This window comes from Streptomyces canarius, assembly GCF_014650735.1.
Taxonomy (GTDB): domain Bacteria; phylum Actinomycetota; class Actinomycetes; order Streptomycetales; family Streptomycetaceae; genus Streptomyces; species Streptomyces olivaceoviridis.
On the sequence record NZ_BMVN01000059.1, the window covers coordinates 23,179 to 40,942 of the forward strand.

Annotated in this window: 13 protein-coding genes and 2 pseudogenes; 2 read left to right on the forward strand and 13 right to left on the reverse strand. The window is 71.6% G+C overall.

The window, feature by feature from the left end; genetic code table 11:
- The 8 genes from IE294_RS40860 to IE294_RS40895 all read right to left on the reverse strand — a co-directional run bounded on the left by IE294_RS40860 (position 1) and on the right by IE294_RS40895 (position 11,344).
- Positions 1-2,487 (reverse strand): PQQ-dependent sugar dehydrogenase, encoded by a 2,487-nt coding sequence (locus IE294_RS40860; protein WP_189894452.1) that lies wholly within the window; start codon positions 2,485-2,487, stop codon positions 1-3.
- A 94-nt stretch (positions 2,488-2,581) separates the two neighbouring features.
- Positions 2,582-3,580: a sugar phosphate isomerase/epimerase family protein gene (locus tag IE294_RS40865; protein ID WP_189894453.1), complete on the reverse strand. Its 999-nt coding sequence runs from the start codon at positions 3,578-3,580 to the stop codon at positions 2,582-2,584.
- 14 nt (positions 3,581-3,594) lie between these two features.
- Entirely contained in the window at positions 3,595-4,890 is a 1,296-nt protein-coding gene (locus IE294_RS40870) for a Gfo/Idh/MocA family protein (protein ID WP_189894454.1), read from the reverse strand.
- Positions 4,891-4,956: 66 nt separating this feature from the next.
- A complete protein-coding gene (locus IE294_RS40875) occupies positions 4,957-5,997 on the reverse strand; it encodes a substrate-binding domain-containing protein (protein ID WP_189894455.1) in 1,041 nt (346 codons plus the stop codon).
- A gap of 17 nt (positions 5,998-6,014) precedes the next feature.
- The gene (locus IE294_RS40880; protein ID WP_189894456.1) at positions 6,015-7,031 is read right to left on the reverse strand and encodes an ABC transporter permease; all 1,017 of its coding nucleotides are present in this window, start codon (positions 7,029-7,031) and stop codon (positions 6,015-6,017) included.
- On the reverse strand, positions 7,028-8,545 hold the full coding sequence (locus IE294_RS40885; protein WP_189894457.1) for a sugar ABC transporter ATP-binding protein: 1,518 nt from the start codon (positions 8,543-8,545) through the stop codon (positions 7,028-7,030). Before IE294_RS40885 ends, IE294_RS40880 begins: the two co-directional genes overlap by 4 nt.
- A 313-nt stretch (positions 8,546-8,858) precedes the next feature.
- Positions 8,859-10,040, reverse strand: a complete 1,182-nt coding sequence (locus tag IE294_RS40890; protein ID WP_189894458.1) for an ROK family transcriptional regulator — start codon at positions 10,038-10,040, stop codon at positions 8,859-8,861.
- 419 nt (positions 10,041-10,459) lie between these two features.
- Positions 10,460-11,344, reverse strand: a complete 885-nt coding sequence (locus IE294_RS40895) for a fructosamine kinase family protein (protein ID WP_229917868.1) — start codon at positions 11,342-11,344, stop codon at positions 10,460-10,462.
- 295 nt (positions 11,345-11,639) lie between these two features.
- On the opposite strand from IE294_RS40895, the gene IE294_RS40900 reads away from it, so the two are divergent.
- Complete coding sequence (locus tag IE294_RS40900; protein WP_229917869.1) at positions 11,640-12,806, forward strand: serine hydrolase domain-containing protein; 1,167 nt, start codon at positions 11,640-11,642, stop codon at positions 12,804-12,806.
- 465 nt (positions 12,807-13,271) lie between these two features.
- Positions 13,272-13,421 (forward strand): annotated as a pseudogene (locus IE294_RS48315) (IS5/IS1182 family transposase); the annotation flags it as partial.
- Positions 13,422-13,431: 10 nt separating this feature from the next.
- Here the strand turns inward: IE294_RS48315 and IE294_RS40905 are convergent.
- The 5 genes and pseudogenes from IE294_RS40905 to IE294_RS40925 form a co-directional block, all read right to left on the reverse strand.
- Complete coding sequence (locus IE294_RS40905; RefSeq protein WP_189894459.1) at positions 13,432-14,724, reverse strand: phosphatase PAP2 family protein; 1,293 nt, start codon at positions 14,722-14,724, stop codon at positions 13,432-13,434.
- 177 nt (positions 14,725-14,901) lie between these two features.
- On the reverse strand, positions 14,902-15,699 hold the full coding sequence (locus IE294_RS40910; protein ID WP_229917871.1) for a restriction endonuclease: 798 nt from the start codon (positions 15,697-15,699) through the stop codon (positions 14,902-14,904).
- A gap of 136 nt (positions 15,700-15,835) precedes the next feature.
- On the reverse strand, positions 15,836-16,366 hold the full coding sequence (locus tag IE294_RS40915) for a MaoC family dehydratase (protein WP_189894460.1): 531 nt from the start codon (positions 16,364-16,366) through the stop codon (positions 15,836-15,838).
- A 46-nt stretch (positions 16,367-16,412) separates the two neighbouring features.
- The gene (locus IE294_RS40920) at positions 16,413-17,411 is read right to left on the reverse strand and encodes an SMP-30/gluconolactonase/LRE family protein (RefSeq protein WP_189894461.1); all 999 of its coding nucleotides are present in this window, start codon (positions 17,409-17,411) and stop codon (positions 16,413-16,415) included.
- Between the two features lie 187 nt (positions 17,412-17,598).
- Positions 17,599-17,764, reverse strand: a pseudogene (locus tag IE294_RS40925) (oxidoreductase); the annotation flags it as partial.

The window sequence follows — 17,764 nt, forward strand, 5'->3', positions numbered from 1 at the left end:
TCAGCCGGTGGTGAAGGTGAAGTCGTCGACGTCGAACAGGGCTCCGTCGCCGCCCTTGAACACCAGGTACAGGGTGGTGGTGCCGCGCGGGGCGCGGGACAGGTCGGCCTGGACGTCCTGGAAGGTCTCCCAGCCGCCGGTCACCGGCACGGTCGCCTTGCCGAGCAGGGTGCCGCTCGCCGAGCCGGCCCGGACCTCCAGGGTGCCGCCCGCGCCGCCGGAGGAGACGCGTGCGGTGATCCTCTTGGCGTTGTCCAGGACGTACGGGGTGAAGGAGATCCAGTCGCCGTTGTCGATGTCGCCGACGGTCCTGCCGCCGTGCGCCGTCTCCTTGGCGATCACCGAGACGCCGGAGCTGTTGCCGAAGTGCTCGGCCTGGCGGTGGCGGGGCTGGAGGACGCTCTGGTCGTGCGAGGTGAGCGCGGCCTGGCCGCCGCCTCCGTTGTCGGTGTACTCGGCGTTCAGTACGCCGAAGATGTTGGCGTCCTCGTCGTGGCCGCCGTCGGCGCTGGTCTGGATGGTGCCGGTGCAGCCGGTGGCGGAGGTGAGCGGGTGGCCGTGGGTGTCGTGGCCGAGGACGAAGGTGACCTTGACCTTGGCGCAGTCGATCCGGCGGCCGTCCTCGGGGTCGGTCACCTTCACGGTGAAGGGAACGGCGTCACCGAAGCTGAAGAGCTGCCCGTCCTTCGGGGTCTGGAGCACCACCGTGGGCGCGGTGTTGCCGACGACGACCTGCACGCTGGCGCCGCCGGTGCGGCCCGAGGGGTCCTTCGCGGTCACGGTCGCCGTGTAGGTGCCGTTCTTGCGGTAGGTGTGCGCGGGGTTCGCGTCGGTCGACCGCGTGCCGTCGCCGAAGTCCCAGCTGTAGGTGACCGCGTCGCCGTCCTGGTCGCTCGTGCCCTGTGAGGAGAACTGGACCTTCAGCGGTGCCTGGCCGGAGGTGCGGCTCGCCGCGGCCTGGGCAACGGGCGAGTGGCCGTCGGTGGCGTTCTCGATGCGGTACAGCGCCGAGTTCTCGTCGCCGCCGAACCAGGAGACGCCGTAGTCGAGGACGTACAGCGCGCCGTCCGGCCCGAAGGCCATGTCCATCACCTGGGTGCCGGTCCAGGGCACGTTGGTGATGGACTGCACGGTGCCGTCCGCGTCGCTGGTGATGCGCTTGATCCAGCGGCGGCCGAACTCACCGGCGAAGAAGTCGCCGTCGTAGGCCTCGGGGAACTTGACCGGCGAGTCGAGCGCGGGGTCGTAGTGGTAGACCGGGCCGCCCATCGGGGACTCGGAGCCGTCGCCGAACTCGGGGACCGACGGGCCGTTGTAGGGGATCCAGGCGGGCTGGGCCGGCGGCAGGTCGGTCAGGCCGGTGTTGTGCGGGGAGGTGTTCTTCGGGACGGAGCAGTCGAAGGAGGCACCGGACGCCTTGGTCGCGAAGTCGTAGTCGACGTAGGCGTCGTTGGCGCCGGTGCAGTACGGCCAGCCGAAGTTGCCTGGCTTGGTCACCCGGGCGAACTCGACCTGTCCGGCCGGGCCGCGCCCCGGGTCGGCGGCGCCGGCGTCGGGGCCGTAGTCGCCGACGTAGAGGATGCCGGTCTCCTTGTCGACGCTGAACCGGAACGGGTTGCGGAAGCCCATCGCGTAGATCTCGGGCCGGGTCTTGTCCGTCCCGGGCGGGAAGAGGTTGCCGTCGGGGACGGAGTAGGAGCCGTCGGCGTTGACCTTGATACGCAGGATCTTGCCGCGCAGGTCGTTGGTGTTGCCGGAGGTGCGCTGGGCGTCGAAGCCGGGGTTGCGGTTCGCGCGCTCGTCGATCGGGGTGTAGCCGTCCGACTGGAAGGGGTTGGTGTCGTCACCCGTCGACAGGTAGAGGTTGCCGGCCGCGTCGAAGTCGATGTCACCGCCGACGTGGCAGCACAGGCCGCGGGTGGTGGGGACGTCGAGGACCTTCTTCTCGCTGGCCGTGTCCAGGGTGCCGTCGGTGTTCAGCACGAAGCGGGAGAGGCGGTTGACGCCGTCGAAGGGGGCGAAGTCGGCGGCGGTGCCGGTCTCGGGCGCGTCGCCCGCCGGGGTGTTCAGCGGGGGCGCGTAGTAGAGGTAGATGAAACGGTTCGTCGCGAAGTCGGGGTCGACGCCGACGCCTTGCAGACCCTCCTCGTCGTGGGAGTACACGGCGAGCTTGCCGGCGATCTTGGTGTTGCCGGCCGCGTCCGTCAGGCGCAGCTCGCCGTCGCGCGAGGTGTGCAGGACCGAGCGGTCCGGGAGGACGGCGAGCGACATCGGCTCCCCGGTCTCCGCCTCGCCCTTGGCGAGGGTGACCTGCTGGAAGTCCTCGGCCGCCGCGGCCGGGTCCTGGCCGGCGACGGCTGCGCCGGCCTGGGGCGAGGTGAGGGTGAGGGTGGCGCCCGCGAGCAGGGCGCCGCCGAACAGGGCGAGCGCCTTGCGCAGGCGTGGTCTGCCGGTTCCGTTGCGGGTGGTGCGATCGTTCCCGTGCACGAAAGGCCTCCAGAGTGGGGCTGGTTGTACGGGGCGGGTGAGTACGCCGGGACGCGCCGTCGTCCCGGAGTCGTGAACCAACCGACGGCAAGGGTCAGTTGGAGAACGCCGCGTCGAACGAGGCCGACGGCGGCTCGAAGTCGTAGGTCTTCAGGCGGGCCAGGGCCTCGGGTGCGCCCTGGAGCCGGTCCATGCCGGCGTCCTCCCACTCCACGGAGACGGGTCCGCCGTAGTCGATGAAGCGCAGCATCCGGAAGACGTCCTCCCAGGGCACGTCACCGTGTCCGGCGGAGACGAAGTCCCAGCCGCGGCGGGGGTCCCCCCAGGGCAGGTGGGAGCCGAGGCGCCCGTTGCGGCCGTCGAGCCGCCTGCGGGCCTCCTTGCAGTCCACGTGGTAGATCCGGTCGCGGAAGTCCCACAGGAAGCCGACCGGGTCGAGGTCCTGCCACACGAAGTGGGAGGGGTCGAAGTTCAGCCCGAAGGCGGGACGGTGGCCGACCGCCTCCAGGGCGCGGTGGGTGGTCCAGTAGTCGTAGGCGATCTCGCTGGGGTGGACCTCGTGGGCGAACCGTACGCCCTCGGCGTCGAAGACGTCGAGGATCGGGTTCCAGCGGTCGGCGAAGTCCTGGTAGCCGCGCTCGATCATCGACTCGGGCGCGGGCGGGAACATGGCGACCAGGTGCCAGATCGCCGACCCGGTGAAGCCGATGACGGTGTCGACGCCGAAGGCCGCCGCGGCACGTGCGGTGTCCTTCATCCGGTCGGCCGCGCGCCGCCGCACGCCCTCCGGGTCGCCGTCGGCCCAGACCGCGTCCGGCAGGATGGCCTGGTGCCGCTCGTCGATGATGGCGTCGCAGACCGCCTGCCCGACGAGATGGTTGGAGATGGCCCAGCACTTCAGGCCGTAGGAGTCGAGGAGCTGGTGCCGGGACTTCACGTAGCCGGGGTCGGCGAGGGCCTTGTCGACCTCGAAGTGGTCGCCCCAGCAGGCGAGTTCGAGGCCGTCGTAGCCGAAGTCCCGGGCGAGCCGGCAGACCTCGGCCAGGGGCAGGTCGGCCCACTGGCCGGTGAACAGCGTGAACGGACGCGGCATGAGGGCGGCCTCCTTCAGCCCGCGACGGGCGTGTAGACGGAGTTCTTCTCGGCGCTCTCCTCCACCGCCGCCAGGACGCGCTGCACCTGGAGCCCGTCGGCGAAGGAGGGGTCGGGGCGGGTGCCCGCGGCGATGGCGTGGACCAGGTCGCGGGCCTGGTGGACGAAGGTGTGCTCGTAGCCGAGGCCGTGGCCCGGCGGCCACCAGGCGTCCAGGTAGGGGTGCTCGGGCTCGGTGACGAGGATGCGGCTGAAGCCCGCCTCGGCGCCGGGTCCGGTGGCGTCGTGGAACCACAGCTCGTTCAGCCGCTCCAGGTCGAAGGCGAGCGAGCCGCGCTCCCCGTTGAGTTCGATGCGCAGGGCGTTCTTGCGGCCGGTGGCGTACCGGGTGGCCTCGAAGGCGGCGAGGGCACCGGAGGCGAACCGGCCGGTGAACACGGCGGCGTCGTCCACGGTGACCGTGCCGGTGCTCACGCCCGGGGTGCCCGTCGCCGACCCGGCCGCCAGACCCCGGCTCGGGCCACCGGGCAGCGGGCGCTCCCGGACGAAGGTCTCCGTCAGCGCAGACACCCCGGCCAGCGGCTCGCCCGCCAGGTACTGGGCGAGGTCCACGATGTGCGCGCCCAGGTCCCCGAGCGCGCCGGAACCGGCGTGCTCCCTGCGCAGCCGCCAGGTCAGCGGGAAGGCCGGGTCGGCCAGCCAGTCCTGGAGGTACGTCACCCGGACGTGCCGCAGCGTGCCGAGCCGGCCGTCGGCGACCAGCCGGCGGGCGAACGCGGTCGCGGGCACCCGGCGGTAGTTGAAGCCGACCATCGCCACCTGCCCGCGCCCGTACGCCTCCTCGGCGGCGCGCGTCATGGTCTCGGCCTCGGCGACGGTGTTCGCGAGGGGCTTCTCGCACAGGACGTGCTTGCCGGCGGCGAGCGCGGCGACGGCGATCTCGGCGTGGCTGTCACCGGGGGTGCAGATGTCCACGAGGTCGATGTCGTCCCGGGCGACCAGCGCGCGCCAGTCGGTCTCCACGGCGGCCCAGCCGTGCCGCTCGGCAGCCGCGCGGGCGGCGGCGCCGTCCCGTCCGCAGAGCACGGCCGGCACCGGCCGGCGGGGCAGGTCGAAGACGTGGCCCACGGTACGCCAGCCCTGGGAGTGGGCGGCGCCCATGAAGGCGTAGCCGACCATGCCGACGCGCAGCGGTGGCTTCCCGGCTCCGGGTGCCGCGTCCGGTGCCGTCCCCGGTGCCGCGTCCGGTGCGGCTCCGGGTGCCGTCTCCGGTGCGGCCTCGGGGCCGGCTGACTGCTGCGGCTGTTCCATGCGCTCGTCCTCCTCGTCGTCGGGGCGCGTTCGTGGTGGCGCGGTGGGGGGTGCGGGCGGGCCGGCTCAGCGGAAGCCGGTCGGCATGTACCGGTCGACGTTGGTCTTGTCGACCACGGCGGAGTAGAGGGTGAGGGACGCCGGGATCTCGAACTCGGCGAGACCGCCGACGCCCTTGCCCTGGCCGAGGGCGCGGGCCAGGTCGATGGCGGAGGCCGCCATGGTCGGCGGGTACAGGACGGTCGCCTTGAGCACGCCGTCGTCCTGCTTGATGGCCTGGAACGCGGAGAGGGCGCCCGCGCCCCCGACCATCAGGAAGTCGTCCCGCCCGGCCTGCTGGATGGCGCGCAGCGCGCCCACGCCCTGGTCGTCGTCGTGGTTCCACAGGGCGTCGAACTTCCGCTGCGCCTGGAGGAGTTGCGCCATCTTGGCCTGGCCGGACTCGACGGTGAACTCGGCCGCCTGCCGGGCCACCTTCTTGATGTTCGGGTAGTTCTTCAAGGCGTCGTCGAAGCCCTGGGTGCGCTGCTTGGTCAGCTCCAGGTTGTCCAGGCCGGCGAGTTCGACGACCCGGGCGTCCGGCTTGTCCTTGAGCTTCTCGCCGATGTAGTGCCCGGCGTTGAGGCCCATGCCGTAGTTGTCGCCGCCGATCCAGCAGCGGTAGGCCTGCGCCGAGTCGAAGATGCGGTCGAGGTTGACGACCGGGATGCCGGCGCGCATCGCCTTGAGGCCGACCTGGGTGAGGGCCTTGCCGTCGGCGGGCAGGACGACCAGGACGTCGACCTTCTTGTTGATCAGGGTCTCGATCTGGCCGATCTGCTGGGCGGTGTCGTTGGAGCCCTCGGTGATCTCCAGGGTGACGTCGGCGTACTTCTTCGCCCGGTTCTTGGCGTTGTCGTTGATGGCGTTCAGCCAGCCGTGGTCGGCCTGGGGCCCGGCGAACCCGATGGTGACGTGCTTGCCGGGCTTGTCCTCGGCGGCCGGCTGCGCGTTCGCGGCCGTCTTCTCGTCCTTCGTCTCGTTGCTCGTGCACCCCGCGAGGAAGGCACCGGCGGAGACGGCGGCGGTCCCGAAGAGCAGTCCTCTGCGGCTCGTCAGCTGTGACATGGTGGTGAACCCTTTCCTCAGGTCGTGCTCGCGGTACGGCGCTGGACCAGGACGGCGGCGACGATGATCGCGCCCTTGGCGATCTGCTGGACGTCGCTCTGGAGGTTGTTCAGGGCGAAGATGTTCGTGATCGTCGTGAAGATCAGCACGCCGAGCACGGAGCCGGTGACGGTGCCGCGGCCCCCGCTGAGCAGGGTGCCGCCGATGATGGCGGCGGCGATGGCGTCGAGTTCGTAGAGGTTGCCGTTGGTGTTCTGGCCGGAGCCGGAGAGCACGATCAGCAGGAAGGCGGCGATGCCGCAGCACAGCCCGGACAGCAGGTAGAGGTAGAGCCGCTGGCGGCGGACGTCGATGCCGGCGAGGCGGGCGGCCTCGGCGTTGCCGCCGACGGCGACCGTGCGCCTGCCGAAGGTGGTGCGGTTGAGCAGCAGCCAGCCGAGGACCGTCACGCTCGCGAACACCAGGACCAGCGGCGGGATGCCGAGCACATAGGAGTCGCGCTCACCGAGGTGCAAGATGCCGTCGACGCTCACGATCTGCGTCTTGCCGTCGGTGATCTGGAGGGCGAGTCCGCGCGCCGACGCCAGCATGGCGAGGGTGGCGATGAAGGGGACCATCCCGCCGTACGCGATGAGCAGGCCGTTGACGAGCCCGCAGCCGAGGCCGACGACCACCGCCGTGAAGAGGATCCCGGCGAAGCCGTACTCCTGCGTGGCGACGGTGGTCGCCCACACGGAGGCGAGGGCGACGATGGCGCCGACCGACAGGTCGATGCCGCCCGAGGTGATGACGAAGGTCATGCCGACGGTGACCACGCCGATCACCGACGCCTGGGTCAGCACCAGTTGGAGGTTGCGGGTGTCGAGGAACTCGTCGGGCTTGGTGACGCCGCCGATGACGACCAGCGCGGCGAGCACCCCGAGCAGGGAGAGGGTACGGAGGTCGGCGCGGGCCGGCAGGCCGCGCCAGACGGGGAGCCGGGCCGGCGGTGTCGGGCCGGCGGTGTCCCGGGGCGGGGAGACGTGCTGCGTCATGACGCCGGGCTTCCTTCCATGACGAGGTCGAGGACTCGGTGTTCATCCAGCTCCTGGGCGGGCGCCGTGTGCACGACACGGCCCTCGCGGAGCACCAGTACGCGGTCGGCGAGGCCCAGCACCTCGGGCACCTCGCTGGAGACCAGCAGGACGGCGAGGCCCTCGTCCGCCAGCCGGCGCACCACCGCGTACAGCTCGGCGCGGGCGCCGACGTCGACGCCGCGGGTGGGCTCGTCCAGCAGCAGCACCCGGCAGCCGCGCAGCAGCCAGCGGGCGAGCACGGCCTTCTGCTGGTTGCCGCCCGACAGGGTGCGCACGGGCACGTCCGGGTTGTCGGGGCGCAGCGACAGCTCCCGGGTCGCGGCCCGAGCGGCGCCGCGCTCGCCGCGCCGGTCGATCCAGCCGCCCCGGGAGAAGCGGGACAGGGAGGACACCGACACGTTCCGCGTGACGGACTCCAGCATCAGCAGTGCCTGAGCCTTGCGCTCCTCGGGCGCGAGCCCTATCCCGGCCCGCACGGCGGCACGGACGCTCCCGGTGCGCAACCGGCGGCCGTCGACGACGACTTCGCCCGCGGTGGGCCGGCGTGCCCCGTAGACGGTCTCCAGGATCTCCGAGCGCCCGGAGCCGACCAGTCCGGCGAGCCCGACGATCTCACCCGGGCGCAGATCGAGGTCGAACGGCGCGAACTCGCCGTCCCGGGCGAGGCCCCGCACTTGGAGCACGGGCTCGGCCTCCGGCGTCCGGGCGGGCCGCTCGGGGAAGACGTACTCCACGGTGCGGCCCGTCATCAGGGCGACGACGTCCCGGGTCGGGGTGGTCTTGGCGGGCAGTCCGCCGGCCACGGCCCGGCCGTCCTTGAGCACGGTCACCCGGTCGCCGATGCGCCGGATCTCCTCCAGGCGGTGCGAGATGTAGACGACGGCGACCCCGTCGGCGGTGAGATCGCCGACGATCCGGAAGAGGTTGTCGACCTCGTCGGGGTCGAGCGCGGCGGACGGCTCGTCCATCACGATGAGCCGTACGTCGTGGGAGAGGGCCCGTGCCATGGACACGATCTGCTGCTGTGCCGCCGACAACTCCCCGACCAGGCGGGCCGGATCGATCTCGGGATGCCCGAGCCGCTTCAGCAGCGCCGTCGTCGCGGCGCGTGCCGCCTTCCCGCGGACGACGAACCCGGCGGCCGTCGGCTCGTGGCCGAGGTGCACGTTCTCCGCCACCGACAGGTGCTCCACCAGGTCGAGTTCCTGGTAGATGGTGGCGATGCCCAGGCGCATGGCGGCGATCGGGGAGCGCAGGGTGACCGGCTCGCCGCGCCAGCGGATGCTGCCGCCGTCGGGCTGGTGGGCACCGGCCAGCACCTTGATGAGCGTGGACTTCCCGGCGCCGTTCTGGCCGAGCAGGCAGTGCACCTCCCCGGCCTGGACGTCGAGGTCGACGCCGTCCAGAGCGCGGACTCCGGGGAACGACTTGGTGATGTGGGACATGCTGAGCAGCGGTGGTTCTGGTGCCATGTGAGTCCCCTCGGCGGGCGTGCGGACCGGTGTCAGGGCGTAGCGGGGCGAGCGCCCTGCGGCCAGGGAGCGGCGTTACACGAGTAAGTGGAGTGGTGCGGGAAGAGGTCGCTGATGCGGACGGGGTGCGTGGGCGGGCGGAACGGTGGTTCGCTTGCGCGCGGAACGGTGACGGTTTCGCGCGGGCCGGACGGCGACGGTGTGCGCCGTTGGAACGGTGGTTCGCTTGCGCGGTCGGACGCTGAGGCTTGCGCGGGCGGAACGGTGACGGCTTGCGCGGGCGGACCGGTGGTCGCCCGCGCGGGCGGTGCGGCTAGGCGGGTGAGAAGAGGTGGTCGCTGATCAGCCGGGCGGCGCCGATGACACCGGCGCTCGGTCCCAGCTCCCCGAGGACGATGGGCAGGTTGCCGGTGGCCAGCGGCAGTGACTGGCGGTAGACCTGGGTGCGGATCGCGGCGAGCAGGGTGTGGCCGAGGCCGGTCACCCCGCCGCCGATCACCACCAGGCCCGGGTTGAAGAAGGACACGAGTCCGGCGATGACCTGGCCGACCCGGGTGCCTCCCTCACGGATCAGTTCGAGGGCGGTGGCGTCACCCGCGGCGGCAGCGGCGGCGACGTCCACGGCGGTGAGGGCGCCGTTCGCCTCCAGCCGGGCCGCGAGTTCGGCGGACAGGCCCTGCCCGGCCGCCTGCATCGCGTCCCGGGCCAGGGCCGCGCCGCTGAAGTGGGCTTCCAGGCAGCCCCGGTTGCCGCAGGCACAGGGCCGGCCGTCGGGCACCGCCTGGATGTGGCCGATGTCGCCGGCGCTTCCGGTGGTGCCCCGGTGCACCCGGCCGCCCGCGACGATGCCGCAGCCGATCCCGGTGCCGATCTTGACGCAGAGGAAGTCGGCCGTGGTACGGGCGACTCCCGCGTGCTGCTCTCCCATCGCCATGAGGTTCACGTCGTTGTCGACCATGACCGGGCAGCCGAGTTCCTGGCTGAGCGCCTCCCGGACGGGGAAGCCGTCCCAGCCGGGCATGATCGGCGGTGCGACCGGTACGCCCTCGGGGAAGCGGACCGGCCCGGGGACGCCGATGCCGGCGCCGTCGAAGCCCTCGGCGAGTCCCGCGGCCTTCAGCTTCCCGGCCATGTCCAGGACTTGCTCGAAGACCGCGACCGGCCCCTCGCGCACGTCCATGGGCTGGTTGAGATGGCCGAGGATCTCCAGTTCCGGGGTGGTGACGGCGACGTCGACCGAGGTCGCGCCGATGTCGACACCGAGGAACCTGAGGTCCGGGTTGAGCCGGACGTTGTGGGAGCGCCGGCCGCCGCGCGAGGCGGCGAGTCCGTCGGCCACCACCAGGCCCGTCTCCAGCAGCCGGTCCACCTCCACGGCCAGCTTGGACCGTGACAGGTCGACCTGGTCGCCGAGCTGGGCCCGGGAGTTGGGGCCACCGTCACGCAGCAGCTTCAGCAGGCGGGCCTGGTGCGCGTTGGCCGGTCGAGCCGTCATGCGTCTCACGTGCCCCTCCCCGCCATTTTCGGCCACCAGTGTCGGGCTTTCGACAGGGAACGTAGCAGTGGCCGCCGAAGCTGGGAAGAAGTTGTGCACGGATTCCTTGAGCTTCTTCCACTGAGAGGACAAAGAGCGGCCGGCCGGGCCGAGGCGTACGTGCGCCAGGAGGATTGGGGCGATGGTGACGGCGGCCTGGTAGGACTCGCGGGTCCTGTCGTATTCCGCGCGCGCAGGCGCGGAGACCGGGCCGAGGGCCGGTTACTTCACGAGCGGCAGCGCAGCATCCCCAGCGTGGATCCGAACGATCCGGGCTGCCGGGGACTGCGCCATGCGCGATGCGCCGACGACACCCTTGTGGTCGGCTCCGGGAGTTGACTCCGGTGCCGGTGTCGTCTCCGGCGTCTGCTCGGCTGTCCTCAGGGGCGCCGCCGGAACGGGGCAAGTGTGGCGCGCACGAGATCGGCGGCGCCCCAGTCGGGGTCGAACTGGGCGATGACGGCCAGGTGCTGGCGTAGCTGGAGGATCGGCATGCGCTCGCGCCAGTCGCGGTCGAGCCCGGTCAGCTCGGCGTACAGCCCGAAGAACACGTGTGCCTCGGGCGGCGGCGCCGTCGTCCACAGGTGGGCCAGGTCGACCTCGGCCCACATGTACGACACGGCCGGGTCGATCAGCGCGGGCCGCCCGTCGGGGGTGGCCATGACGTTCTGCGCCCACAGGTCGCCGTGTGTCAGGCACGCGGGTCTGACCGGCAGCAGCTCGGGCAGCCGGTCGCACAGCCGCTCCAGAGCTGCCCGGTCGGCGGCGTCGAGCGCCTCCTGGACGCGATGCTCTCCGAGCCAGCGCAGCAGACGGTGCTGGGCGAAGAACGCGAACCCGTCGTCGTCCCAGGCGTTGGCCTGCCGACGACGGCCCAGCCAGTTGTCCCGGTGCCACCCGAACCGGGGATACCGCGTGGTGGTGTGCAGGTGCGCGAGCGCATGCGCGAACTGCTCCCAGAAGTCCTCGGCGCCCGGCCGGGGCCGCAGCACTGACAACACGAGCAGGTCGCGGTCCGCGAGGATGATCTCGGGCGTGACGACGCCGCCCGCCTCGCGCAGCATGGTGAGCCCTTCGGCTTCCGCGGCGAAGGCGTCGTCCGACAGCGGCTCCGTGAACGCCTTGACGAACACCGGCGTGCCGTCACCGCGGCGCGCGATCCCCGCGGTCGCGGCGAGGCCTCCAGTGGCCGGCTCGGCCGCGACGACATCGGTGAGGCCGGCCGCATGCAGGCGCTGGAGCAGGAAGGACATCGCGTCTGTCACCAGTGTGCTCCTGTCGTGGTAGTCGCGAGAGCGGATCCGGACCCACATGTCGGGAGCGATGAGGTGGAGGCCGCCGCAGGCGCGGTGAGGGCGAACCGGCTGTGCCGCCGTCGCACGTGACGTCGTCCGCTGGGTGGGTCGTCTTGGCCGGTGGGAAGTCTGCCGCGGTGGTGGAGTCGGCGGGTCAGGGGCGGATCAGGGTTGTCGTCAGGGCGATCACTGATGGCAACGGCGTTCTCACTCAGCAGAGTTGACGTAGTCACCCTGGCCACGTAAGCACCGCGGAGGTACCTCGATGCCCATGCGCCTTGCCGTCACCACTCTTGTCCTGACCTCTGCTCTCACGGTCGGTGCGGTTCTGCCCGCAGCCGCCGCACCTGCCGCTTCCCGTGCCCCGACGTCCGCGGACCCCACCGTCCAGGACATCCTCGACCACGTGCCCGACGACATCGTCGCAGGCGCGTTGATCAGTCAGGACGGCGTGGGCGCCACTGCCGGCCCAGTCACCGCTGACGCGTACCTCCGGGCCGGCAGCGTCACCAAAGCCTTCACCAACACGGTGGTACTCCAACTCATCGCCGAGCATCGGATCGACCTGGACGCACCGGCACGGCGGTACGTCCCCCACGTGCTGCCCGAGGCGTACGACGGCGTCACCGTGCACCACCTCCTCGACCACACCAGCGGCCTGCCCAGGCCCGCCCCGACACCCGGCCCGGCCGACGGACCCGGATGGCAGTTCGTGTCCGTGACGCCCGAAGACCTCCTGCGCGAGTCGTTCGCCGCGGCGACCGGCACGCCGCCCGAACCCGGTGACGAGCAGCAGTACAACGGGCTCAACTCCTTCGTCCTCGGCCTGATCGTGGAGAAGGTCACCAGCCACTCCTTCAGCACTGAGCTGGAGCGCAGGATCATCCGGCCGCTGCGCCTGCGCCACACCAGCCTGCCCCCCGCGGACGACCCCACGATCCCCTCACCCCACGCGGAGGTGTACGTCGAGGGGCAGGACGTGACCGAGCAGAGCCCGTACCCGTGGGCCGAGGGAGGCGTGATCTCCACCGCCGCTGACCTGGACCGCTTCATGACCGCTCTGTTCCGGGGCCGTCTGCTCCCACCCGCCGAGCAGAAACTGGTGTTCGAGGTGCCGAGCGCGGTGAACGGCCCCGACAACAAGAACTGCTCGGGTACGACGGCCTGCTACAGCATCGGGGGACTCATGCGCTACCAGCTTCCGGACGGCGAGGACGTGTGGGGCAAAACCGGTTCCCGTCCCGGCTGGGACAACGGCTTCTTCGCCACCCGCGACCTCCGACACCGCCTGGTGTACTCCCTGAACCCGACAGGGGCCGGCAATGACCTCCCGTACATCAAAGCCCTCGTCAACGCCGCGCTCACTCGGTCGGCCTCTGAGTTTCGTCCTGTCGGGCGGCAACGCCACGACTGCACCCGCTACGAGCGGTGATGGGCTCGATCAGCGCGCCCAGGGTCGGGTCCGCCTGACAGAGCCCACCGATGCCGCCCCGATCGCCGCGCACCGGGTGCGGGACTTCGAGGCTTTCCGGCCGTGGGAACCGGACCAGCCGGCCGCCTCTTCACCCCGAAGGCCAGGCGGAGCGGATCGACAGGCTGCCGGCCGGATACCGGGCCGGCACGGTCCGGCCGGGCGTGGTGCTCGCCGACGACCAGGTGACCGGGCAGGTCACCGTCGGCGGCATCCTGCCGCGCCCGGCCGTGCCCTGTGCTCCGGGTGACGACGGACTCGGTCTTTCTCGACGGGAACTGGCGGGACGCGCTGCTGTGGGAACGGGTCCTGGGCGACTGACTGATGGAGGTCGGCATGCCGCGTTTCCCCTTGTCGAAGTCGTACCCCCGGTCGACCGGTGAAGGACCCACGTTCCCCCACCTTCGAGGACCGGGATGTGCGAGCCGTCGCGGCATCCCGCGCACGATCCCCGAACGCGTCGACCAGGCCCTCGGTCGGCTGAACCGCGGCACGCGCGGCGGTCGGCCACCCGGCTTCGACCGGTCCGTCTACCGCCGCCGCAACGACGTCGAGCGTTGTTCCAACCGCCTCAAGCAGTGGCGCCTCAAGGGACGACTCCCAGTTCCGGTTGCGGTTCTGGTTGCGGTACCGGCGGGGCCTTCGGTTCCCACAGTGCGGTGGTCCGTACGAAGCCGTGGACCACGGAGAGCATCGCCAGGAGGAGCAGGGGGCCGAAGAGCCACGGATATGAGGCCATCTCCACCGGCACGAAACGGTATGACAGCAGGAGCGCCGTGAAGACGACCGTACCGTGGGCGACCAATTGGATTCCGGACCGGTCCCAGCCCCGGTCGAACGCGCGGAGCGCCGCCTCGATCGTCAGCGTGAACACCACACCGGCGAGGAGGTCGGCACCGTAGTGGTAACCGAATCCGAGCGTGGCGGTGAGCGTGGCGACCAGCCAGAACGTGCCCGCGTGACGCAGGAGACGCGGTCCCTTGCGGGAGTGGACGAAGATCGCGGTGGCCCACGCCGTGTGCAGGCTGGGCATGCAGTTGCGCGGGGTGATCTCGTCGAACGGTATGGGGTGCGGGGTGTCGATCGGCGGCGGCGTGTGCGGCCACAGGTCGGCGACCGCCCAGTGCCCGCCGTCGGTGCCGTAGGCGAAGACCGGCCCGACCACCGGGAAGACCATGTAGATGGCCGGCCCGAGGAGGCCGATGACCAGGAATGTGCGCACCAGATGGTGGCGCGGGAAGCGGCGCTCGGTCGCGACGTGGCGCAACTGGTACATCGCGACGACGACCGCGGCCACCGCGAGCTGGGCGTAGACGTAGTCGAGAGCGTGGGCGCCGACCGTACCGGTGGCCCGGACGATCCGGCCCACCACCCACGACGGGTTGCCCAGCGCGTGGTCGGCGGTCGCCACGTAAGGGTCGAGCACCGTCGGGCGGGTCTTCGACGTGATGAGGAGCCAGGTGTCGCCCGTCTTGCGGCCGGCCACCAGCAGCAGGCCCAGTCCGACCCCCTTCAGCAGCAGGAGGCGTTCCCGGCCGGTGCGGCGCGTGACCGCGATGACCGCGCAGCCCACGATGACCCACAACGCGCCGTTGCCGAACGGATGGCCGTCGGTCAGGTCGGCGCCGGCCGCCCACCGCGCCAGCAGGAAGACGATGTCGATGCCGATCGCGACGCCGATCGCGATGAACCGCTCCCGCCAGGTGAGGACCACCATCGTCAACGCCATGCTGGCATACAGCAGGAACCCTGACTTAGGCGGAAATATCAGCTCTCGCGCCTGAGAGGTGACCGGCCCCGGCAGACCGTAGTGACGCGCGGCGATCTCCAGCACGACGAGGAACGCGAGGGTCACCACACCGGCCGCGGCCCACAGCATCGTCCGGGGTCGACGCCATGCGGCGAACGAATTTGTGCTCTTTGGTGGCGGATTGACCCGCGATGCTCTAGGTATCAATTGTTCGGCCGATGTGTTGGGTGTTGGTGTGCTTGTCGTGAGTTCGATCATGTTAACGGAGCATCGGCACCTTGTGGATGGGTGACCGACCGCGCACGGTCAGCACTCGACGCCTGTTCCGTCCCACGGACTCGGCCCCGTACCGCGGCACCAGGCGTCCAGAGCGCGGCCGTCGACGCACACGATGCCGCACTGGTGCGCGTACTCAAGAGCGGGCGCGGTGAAGTCGCTCGTCGTCACGACCGCCGCGACATCGGCCTCGTGAATGGTGAAGCAGGTTCCCCCGAACCGCTGGAGGTCCTGCGAGCCGACCTTGTTGGCCGCACCGTACTGCTTGCACTGGATCACCACGCGCCGTCCGTCCGGGGTGACCGCGGTGACATCCGCCCCCAAGTCGCCGGCGCCTCCCACCACCTCCACCTCCTGACAGCCGTCACGGGTGCACAGGTCGGCTATGGCCTCCTCGAAACCATCAGGCTCTAGCTCGGCGCAGTCCACCACACCGCCGGGGAACGCGGTCGTCTCCTCGTCGGCCGGACGCGGCGGAACGGATGTCTCCTCGGCCGGCCACGGTGGCAAGGACGCCTCCTCGGCCGGCCGCAGCGGAACGGACGCCTCCTCGGCCGCTTCCTCCAGTGCGCGGGCGGTCCGGCGCGCGTACGCCGCGGCCGAGAAGCGGCGCCACCTGGACCGGCACATCACAGCCGCCGCGACGCAGAACACCGTCAGGACACCGGCCCACAGCGGGCGCCGCTCGACCATGCCCGCGGCCGTCCGCACCACCAGCGCGAGGAGGCACAAGAGGACCGCGAGCAGCAGGAAGAACAGGGCGGTCGTGCGCAGATCGAAACGTCGGTCGTTCCGCACACGTCGAACGGGGCGCAGAGGTACGGACACGCGGGTTCCCTCCCGGACGGCGACGACAAAGGCCGGTCCTCTCCGGATGCCCGAGATCACCGAAAGATCGCACACCGCTCATGGCTCAGCCCTGGCCGGCGACTTCGCCGGCCAGGGCTGTCCTCGGTGCACGGGGTCAGGAGGCCCCCTGCCCGGTGTCCGTCCGCGTCTGTCCGCACCGGAGCAGGTACTTGTGCTGTCCGGACAGCACGAGTTCGCCGCGCTGGTTGTGGATGGTGGCCTCCGTCACCACGACACCCTCCTCGCCGCGCGGCTCCAGGGCGGTGATGGTGAGCGCCGGGTACAGGGTGTCCCCGGAGTGCACCTCGGCCAGGAAGGTGCAGGACAGCTCCAGGAAGCTGATGAACACCTCACCGATGAAGTGGGGGAACAGCGTGGCGCCCGGCGCGGTGAACGCCAGTACCTGGAGGCCGTGCACCACCGGCGCGGAGTGCCCGTGCCGGCGCGCCCACTCGGCGTCGTAGTGCACCGGGTGGTTGTCCGCGGAGACGGTCTGGAAGGCCGCCGCGTGGGCGTCGGTCAGGGTGCGGCTGGGCGCCCGGAACACCTCGCCGACGCGCAGGTCCTCGAAGGTCCTGGGCGGGACGACGAGGAACGCGTCCGGGTCGAACCCGGTCGCCGGCGCTGCCGTGTCCTGTGTGTCCATCGTGCTGTCCTCTCGCTCGTCTCTCGTCGTGCGCGTACGTCCGGGCCTACTTGCCGGGGGCGGGGACGATCCGGGCGGCCAGGAGATTGGGGTCCTCGTTGGTGAAGTAGGCGGCGCTGGCGACGTACGCCGTGCGCCCGCGTACGGCGAGCGAGGTCGGGCCCTCAAGTCCGTCGGCGGCGGTGAGCACGACGGTGTGCCGGCCGCCGGGCTCGACCCGGGCCACCTCGTTGTCCTTGTTGATCGCGGCCAGCAGGGTGTCCCCGCGGCCGGTGAACGCGAAGTCGTCGATGTCCACCAGGCCGGTGGCCCGGGTCGAGACGGGGCCGGCCGCGCCGTGGCGGGTGACCGGTATGCGCAGGACGGTGCCCCGGTCCAGGTTCGACACCCAGACCGCGCCGCCGTGGACCTTGATGCCGTTGGCGCCCAGGAACCCGTCGGCGGCCAGCTCGGGTGCCGTGGACCACGCGGTGGCGGTCCCGCCGGTGAGCGGCACGCGCCAGACCGTGCCCAGGACCGAGTCCGCCGCGTACAGCAGTCCGCCGTGCTCGTCCAGCGCCAGGCCGTTGGGCAGACCGTCGGCCGGGAGGGCGGCGATACGGTGCGGGGTGCCGCCCGGCCGCAGGCGCCACAGGCCGGTCAGGTCGCTGCTGCCGGTGGCGTACAGGAAGTACAGCGTCCCGTCGTGCGCACGGACGATCCCGCCGAGGAACGGCGAGGTGAGGGCCGGGGTGACGGAGCCGGCGGGCGGCTCGGGCAGCGTCGCGAGGACGTGCACCCGGCCGTCGGGGGTGATACGGGCGACCTGGCGGTTGTAGGCGAAGGTGACGACCGCGCTGCCGCCGGGCTCCAGGGTGATGTTCTCCGGCCGCTGGCCGTCGGTCACGTCAAGGTGCGCGAAGAAGCGCGTGGGGGACGCCGGGCCGGCCGAGGTGGTGGAGGACGGGGCGGCCGTGGCCGGACCGGTCGCCGTGACAGCGAGGGCCGCGACCACCGCCGTGGCCAGGAGGCCGGTGCGCGTCCGCGTGGTCAGAGGGTTGGTCATGTCGTTCCTTCTCTGTGAGGTGGACGAGCGGGGTGCTGCGATGTGAGGTGATGGCCGGTCATTCCCTGGCCGGCACCGGTCCGCGTGCCGGTGAGGCCGTGTCGCCGTCGTCGTGCCCCTTGGAGTGCCGGATGGTCGCGCGGCTGGACCCGGGCGCGTCCGGTGGGAGCCACGCTGCCGGACCTGGTCACCGGCCCCTCGTGGTCGGTGCGGCGGGCGCGGGCGGGCGGAACTCGAAGGCCGGCTGGGCGGGTGGCGCGACGATGGGCGGTCCGGTCATCAGCGCGACGAGTTCCGCCGCGGCCCGGTCGGTCCGTTCGGCGAGTCCTTCGGCGCCCCAGTCCTCGGAGGCG